Annotated in this window: 5 protein-coding genes; all 5 read right to left on the bottom strand. The window is 72.1% G+C overall.

What is annotated here, in order from left to right; genetic code table 11:
• The coding region (locus DAT37_RS12410) for a 4Fe-4S dicluster domain-containing protein (protein ID WP_157978456.1) at nt 1-889 on the bottom strand (889 nt) is incomplete at its 3' end.
• Nucleotides 889-4,596 (bottom strand): nitrate reductase subunit alpha, encoded by a 3,708-nt coding sequence (locus DAT37_RS12405; protein WP_109524920.1) that lies wholly within the window; start codon nt 4,594-4,596, stop codon nt 889-891. The genes DAT37_RS12410 and DAT37_RS12405, both read right to left, overlap by 1 nt.
• A 9-nt stretch (nt 4,597-4,605) precedes the next feature.
• Complete coding sequence (locus tag DAT37_RS12400) at nt 4,606-5,814, bottom strand: MFS transporter (RefSeq protein ID WP_109524919.1); 1,209 nt, start codon at nt 5,812-5,814, stop codon at nt 4,606-4,608.
• 169 nt (nt 5,815-5,983) lie between these two features.
• Nucleotides 5,984-6,631, bottom strand: a complete 648-nt coding sequence (locus DAT37_RS12395; RefSeq protein WP_198654222.1) for a helix-turn-helix domain-containing protein — start codon at nt 6,629-6,631, stop codon at nt 5,984-5,986.
• Between the two features lie 97 nt (nt 6,632-6,728).
• A partial coding sequence (locus tag DAT37_RS12390) for a hypothetical protein (protein WP_232839706.1) occupies nt 6,729-7,107 on the bottom strand: 379 nt, incomplete at its 5' end.

The raw sequence follows: 7,107 nt of genomic DNA, 5'->3' as shown, positions 1-7,107 counted from the left end.
CGCCGCGCTGCGCCTCGTACAGCTCCCGCTCGCCGGGCACGGCGGCGGCCTCGGCGACGCGGTCGGCGTCGTACAGGACGAGGCCGATGTAGCGCAGGCGGCCCACGCAGGTCTCGGAGCAGACGGTGGGGATGCCCACCTCGACCCGGGGATAGCAGAACGTGCACTTCTCGGCCTTGCCGGTGCGGTGGTTGAAGTACACCTTCTTGTACGGGCACCCGGTCACGCACATCCGCCAGCCGCGGCAGCGCTCCTGGTCCACGAGCACGATCCCGTCCTCGGCGCGCTTGTACATCGCGCCCGACGGGCAGGAGGCCACGCACGACGGGTTGAGGCAGTGCTCGCAGATGCGCGGCAGGTAGAACATGAACGCCCGCTCGAACTCCAGCCTCACCTGGTCCGACACCTTGCGCAGCACCGGGTCGGCGGAGGCCAGCTCGGGGGCGCCCGCGAGGTTGTCGTCCCAGTTGGCACTCCAGGTGATCTTCGTGTCCTGGCCGCTGATCAGCGACCTGGGCCGGGCCACGGGGGTGTCCTCGGTCTGGGGGGCGGAGAACAGCCGGTCGTAGTCGTACGTCCAGGGCTCGTAGTAGTCCTGGATGGACGGCATGAGCGGGTTGGCGAAGATGGTCAGCAGCTTGCGCAGCCGCCCGCCGGCTTTGAGCCGGAGCCGGCCGCGCCGGTTGAGCTCCCAGCCGCCCTTCCACTTGTCCTGGTCCTGGTAGGTGCGGGGATAGCCCTGCCCGGGGCGGGTCTCGACGTTGTTGAACCAGACGTACTCGGTGCCGGACCGGTTGGTCCAGGCCTGCTTGCAGGTGACAGAGCAGGTGTGGCAGCCGATGCACTTGTCCAGGTTCATCACCATGGCGAGCTGGGCCATGACGCGCATCAGTAGTCCACCTCCTGGGAGCGGCGGCGGATGACCGTGACCTCGTCGCGCTGGTTGCCGGTGGGCCCCAGGTAGTTGAAGGCGAAGCTGAGCTGGGCGTAGCCGCCGATGAGGTGCGTGGGCTTGACCAGCAGCCGGGTGAGCGAGTTGTGGATGCCGCCGCGGCGCCCCGAGGTCTCGCTCTTCGGCACGTCCACGACGCGCTCCTGGGCGTGGTACATGTACACGGTCCCCTCGGGCATGCGGTGGGAGACGACGGCGCGGGCGACGACGACGCCGTTGCGGTTGACCGCCTCCACCCAGTCGTTGTCGCGGATGTCCGCCCTGGTGGCGTCGGCGGGGCTCATCCAGATGGTCGGCCCGCCGCGCGACAGGGTGAGCATGAGCAGGTTGTCCTGATACTCGGAGTGGATGGACCACTTGGAGTGCGGAGTGAGGTAGCGGACGGTGATGCCGTTCGCGCCGCCCTCCCCTACGCCGGGTTCGCCGAACATCGCGGTCATGTTCAGCGGCGGCCGGTAGACGGGCAGCGCCTCACCAGCCTCGTGGATCCAGTCGTGGTCGAGGTAGAAGTGCTGGCGCCCGGTGAGGGTGTGCCAGGGTTTGCGGTGCTCGACGTTGATGGTGAACGCGGAGTAGCGCCGCCCGCCGGTCTCGCTGCCCGACCATTCGGGCGAGGTGATCACGGGGACCGGCCGGGTCTGGGTGTCGGCGAACGTGATGCGCCGGTGCTCGTCGGCCAGGCCCTCGAAGGACGTCCCGGTACGGCGGGCGAGCGTCTCGAAGCCCTGGGCGGCCAGGCGCCCGTTGGTGGTGCCGGACAGGGCGAGGATGGTCTCGCACATGGCGACGTCCGTGGCCAGCGAGGGCCGCCCGTCCCTGGCGGTGCCGTTCGTCCGGGCGAGCCGGTCGATCTCGCCGGAGACGTCGAACGTCAGCCCCTTGGTGGTGGCGCCGAGCCGGTCCGCCAGCGGGCCGAGGGCGGCCATCTTGTCGGCGACCGCCCCGTAGTCGCGTTCGACCGTGACCAGCTTGGGGAAGTCGCGCCCCGGCGTGGGCCGGCGTCCCGTCTCCCGCCAGTCGCTGACTCTGCCGTGCGGGGTGGCCAGCTCGTCGGGCGTGTCGTGCAGCAGCGGCACGGCCACGATGTCCGTACGGGTGCCCAGGTGGGTGGCGGCGAGGTCGCTGAAGGCGCGGGCGATGGCGTGGAAGGCGGCGAAGTCCGTGCGGGTCTGCCAGGGCGGGTCGATCGCCGGGGTGAAGGCGTGCACGAACGGGTGCATGTCGGTGGACGACAGGTCGTGCTTCTCGTACCAGGTGGCGGCGGGCAGCACGATGTCGGAGAACAGCGTGGTGGAGGTCATCCGGAAGTCCAGCGAGAGCAGCAGGTCGAGCTTGCCCCTGGGCGCCTCCTCCGGCCAGGCGAGGCTCTCCGGCCGCTGCCCGGGGCCGGCCTCCTCGGCGCGCACGGCCGAGTCGGTGCCCAGGAGGTGGCGCAGGAAGTACTCGTTGCCCTTGGCGGAGGAGCCGAGCAGGTTGGCCCGCCACACGGTCAGCACGCGCGGCCAGTTCGCGGGCGCGTCCGGGTCCTCGCAGGCGAACCCGAGACGGCCGGAGGCGACCTGCTCGGCGACGTACGGCCCCGCCTCCCCGCCCTCGGCCGCCGCCTCGTCGGCCAGGTCGAGCGGGTTGCGGTCGAACGTCGGGTAGGACGGCATCCAGCCGAGGCGTGCCGACTGGGCCAGCAGATCAGCGGTGGCCCTGCCGGCGAACGTGCCCCGGCCGAGCGGCGAGGAGACGACGTCGGCCGAGTAGGTGTCGTAGCGCCACTGGTCGGTGTGCAGGTACCAGTAGGCGGTGCCGATCATCTGCCGGGGCGGGCGCGACCAGTCCAGGCCGAAGGCGAGCTGCGCCCAGCCGGTGATCGGCCGGCACTTCTCCTGGCCGACGTAGTGGGCCCAGCCGCCGCCGTTGACGCCCTGGCAGCCGGTCAGCGTGGTGAGCGCCAGGAACGACCGGTAGATGGTGTCGGAGTGGAACCAGTGGTTCGTCCCCGCCCCCATGATGATCATGGATCGGCCGCGGGACTCCTCGGCGTTGCGGGCGAACTCCCGGGCGATGCGCGCGGCCGCGGCGGCCGGGACGGACGTGATCGCCTCCTGCCAGGCCGGAGTGTACGGCTCGGCGGCGTCGTCGTAGCCGTACGGCCAGCGGCCGGGCAGCCCGTCGCGGGCCACGCCGTACTGGGCGAGCATCAGGTCGTACACGGTGGTGACCAGGTGGCCGCCGACCCGCCGCACCGGGACGCCGCGCTCCAGCACACCGCCCTCGCCGCCCTCGCCGTGCCCGTCAAAGCGGGGCAGCGCGACCGTCACGGCCTCCCCGGCTCCGAGGACGGTGAGGAGCGGGTCCACGTCGCCGAGGTCGAGGTTCCAGCGGCCCAGGCCGCGCTCGGAGTAGCGGAAGCCGAGTGAGCCGTTGGGCACCACCGGCTCGCCGGTCCGCGCGTCCAGCAGGACCGTCTCGAACGCCGCCTCCTCCTCCCCGTCCTGCCCGGGATCGGCGGCGAAATCGGCCGCGAGATCGGCCGCGAGATCGGCCGCGGTGAGGAACTTGTCGGGCACGTACGCGTCGCCGTGCTCGCGCAGCCGGACCAGGAACGGCAGGTCGGTGTAGCGCTTGGCGTAGTCGGTGAAGTAGCGGACCGCGCGCTCGGCGAAGAACTCCTTGAGGATCACGTGCCCCATGGCCATGGCCAGCGCGCCGTCGGTGCCCGGGTGCGGGGCCAGCCACTCGTCGGCGAACTTGGCGGCGTCGTTGTAGTCGGGCGCGAGCACGACGACCTTCTGGCCGCGGTAGCGAGCCTCGGCCATGTAGTGGGCGTCGGGCGTGCGGGTGACCGGCACGTTCGAGCCCCACAGCATGAGGTAGGCGGCGTCCCACCAGTCCGCCGACTCCGGGACGTCCGTCTGGTCGCCGAACACCTGCGGCGAGGCCACCGGCAGGTCGGCGTACCAGTCGTAGAACGACAGCATCGCCCCGCCGAGCAGCGAGACGAACCGCGCGCCCACGGCGTGGGAGGCCATCGACATGGCCGGGATCGGCGAGAAGCCGGCCACCCGGTCGGGCCCGTACTCCTTGATCGTGTGAACGTGCGCCGCCGCGATGATCTCGGTGGCCTCGTCCCAGGTGACGCGGACGAGCCCGCCCTTGCCCCGGGCCGACTGGTAGCGGCGGCGCCTGGCCGGGTCGGAGGTGATCTCGGCCCAGGCCGCGACCGGGTCACCGAGCCGCGCCCTGGCCTCCCGGTACATCTCCACCAGCACGCCGCGGGCGTACGGGAAGCGGACCCGCGTGGGCGAGTAGGTGTACCAGGAGAACGCGGCCCCTCGCGGGCAGCCGCGCGGCTCGTACTCGGGGCGGTCGCCGCCCACGCTCGGGTAGTCGGTCTGCTGCGCCTCCCAGGTGATCACGCCGTCCTTGACATACACCTTCCAGGAGCACGAGCCGGTGCAGTTGACCCCGTGGGTGGAGCGCACCACCTTGTCGTGGCTCCATCGGTCGCGGTAGAAGACGTCACCTTCACGCCCGCCGATCTGGTACACCGCCCTGAGGTCCCCGGAGACCTGGCCGGGCCGCAGATGGCGGCCCAGCCTGAGCAGGGCCTCGCTGAGAGGCCCGTCGGTCACGGCCTTGGACGCGGTCATCGATCCCCCCTACGGCCGCTCGCCCGTCCCGGCCGCGGGGGGCAGGACGAACCAGCAGTAGACGAACGCGCCGAACGCCATGGCCGCCAGCAGCATGAGGCCGATGGCGTACGACCCGGTGGCCTGGTAGATCAAGCCCATCACGATGGGAGGCAGGAATCCGCCCAGGCCACCGGCGGCCCCCACCACGCCTGTGGCACTGCCCACCATCGGCACGGGCACACCCCGGCCGAGGATCGCGAAGACCGCGCCGTTGCCCAGTCCCAGCGCCGCCGCCATGGCCAGGAACCCGACCGTGGCGAGGGGCATGCCGGGCGCGAACGAGACGACGATCGCGCAGCAGAACACCCCGAGCAGCACCCAGCACAGCACCCGCTCGCCGCCCAGCCGGTCGGCGAGCCAGCCGCCCACCGGGCGGGTCAGCGTGGCCAGCACCACGAACCCGGCGGCGCGCGCCGCCGCGTCGGCGACGCTCAGCCCGTAGACGGCCTTCAGGTACAGCGGCAGGTAGACGCCGAACGCGACGAAACCGCCGAACGTCAGCGCGTACATCCCGGCCATCTCGCGGGTGACGCGCAGCCGGGCCGCGGCGGCGAACCTCGTCAGGAACGGCTCGGCGGGCGCCTTCGCGCCGGGCGCGTCCCGGCCCAGCGTGAGGAAGGCCAGCCCGACCGCCACCAGTGCCAGGGCGACCATGACGAACGGCACCGAACGGCCGAACTCGGTGGCCAGCCAGGGGGTGGCGAACCCGGAGATCGCGGTGCCGATGTTGCCCATGCCGAAGATCCCCAGAGCCAGGCCGCGCCGCTCGGGCGGGAACCAGGCGTTGACGAACGGCACGCCGATGGCGAAGGTGGCGCCCGTCATGCCCAGCAGCAGGCCACCGGCCAGCAGCGCCGGATAGCTCTCCGCGAAGGCCAGGAACAGGACGGGGAGGACGCCCAGCAGGCTGGTGACGCCGAAGACCAGCCGCCCGCCGTACCGGTCGGTCAGCGCGCCGAGCAGCATGCGGCCCAGCGCCCCGACGATCACGGGCACGGCGACCAGGACGGACACCGCGAAGGCGCTGAGCCCGAGCAGGTCCTTGTAGACCGGCCCCAACGGGCTCAGGAGCGCCCAGGCCCAGAAGTTCACGGCGAACGCCGTCGTGGCGAGGATCAGCGCCATGATGGCCGAGGCGGTGCGCGTGCCTGCCAGGGCGGGCGGAGCGGGTGCCATCCGAGGTTCCTTCCCTTCAGGAGACCTTCATGTCCGGCCCTGCCAGGCTCCTTGACTTCCGCCTTGCCCAGAAAGGGTCTTTGGTCCTCGCTTCCCTGACCGAATGGCTCGGCGAACGGCCTGGTGATCGGCGCTCGCCGGGTGTCCGCGCTGAGGCGCTGGGCGGTGCTCAGCCGGTGGTGATGCGGCGTCCCGTGACGCGCGACGGGGTGATGCGGAGGTACTGCCTGCGGTCGCCACCGGCCCACGGCTCGACGCCCGTCGCCCGCGCCTCTGCCAGCTCCTCGTCGGTGACGTGGTGCAGCGACCCCTGGACGAGCACGCTCCACCCGGTCCGGGTGCCCTCCTCGATCCGGTCCACCTCGAACGCCACCTTGTACTCGACGCCCGCGAGCCCGGTGCGCAGGTCGGCGTCCGTGGAGCCGCCCAGGGTGGTGCGGAAGACGATGGCGCCGCCGGCCACGCGGTAGTTGACGGGCAGCACGGTCGGCCCGAAGCGCCCCTCGTAGGCGATCCGGCCCACCCCGCCGGGGGCGATCAGGCCTAGGGCCTCACCCTCATCGAGCTCCGCGAGCTCCGCGCCGGGCGCCGCGCCGCCCGCTCCGGAGGGCGCCTCCCCGAGCAGCTCGGCCGCCGTCGTGTCCAGCGCCTGCGCCAGCTTGGCGGCTGCCTCCCGCAGCGTGCTCTCGGACTGATCCTCCAGGTGGCCGAGGTACGCCTCGGCCACGCCGGCACGCTGGGCGAGCTCCTCGCGGGTCAGGCCCAGCGCCTCGCGCCGCCCGGCGATCCGGCGTCCGAGCCCTCCGAGATCCGACATGTGGCACCCCATCTCCACGGCATGATGACCTTCTCCCGTTCACCGTAGTAGCCGTGGACCGGAGGACGACCTCCGCCCTGAACGATCCCTCTCGCCGCTAGTGGCCCAGCACGGGGCGCGCGCCGGTCGCCTTGACGGGCAGGTGCTCGCGGATGAGCAGCCAGCTCGCCACCAGCACCCACACGATCGTGAGCACGCCCGGCACGATGATCATCAGCGGCGCGTCGGGCGCCAGCGCGCCCGCCCTGTTGACCATCGCGAACGCGGCCAGCAGCCGCACCACCGCCACGACGGCGGCGAACCAGCCCAGCCACATCGGGAACACGTGCGTGCGCATGATCGCCGCCGCCGTCGCCGCGAACGTCGCCGCCACGGCGATGTTGGCGACCACGTTCATGGCGGTCAGCGCCGTGTACGGTCCCGCGGCGATGGCCTGCAACGGCCGGTGCTCGGTCATGGCGTACGTCAGGCCGGCG

It is taken from the genome of Nocardia aurea, from assembly GCF_003123685.1.
Taxonomy (GTDB): Bacteria; Actinomycetota; Actinomycetes; order Mycobacteriales; family Mycobacteriaceae; genus Nocardia; species Nocardia aurea.
The sequence above is the reverse complement of the archived record's forward strand: the minus strand, read 5'-3'. Positions and strand labels throughout refer to the sequence as shown.

Excerpts from the sequence above, each read along its gene's own strand:
- DAT37_RS12405 (WP_109524920.1), bottom strand. The coding sequence starts at position 4,596 with ATGACCGCGTCCAAGGCCGTGACCGACGGGCCTCTCAGCGAGGCCCTG.
- DAT37_RS12400 (WP_109524919.1), bottom strand. The coding sequence starts at position 5,814 with ATGGCACCCGCTCCGCCCGCCCTGGCAGGCACGCGCACCGCCTCGGCC.
- DAT37_RS12395 (WP_198654222.1), bottom strand. The coding sequence starts at position 6,631 with ATGTCGGATCTCGGAGGGCTCGGACGCCGGATCGCCGGGCGGCGCGAG.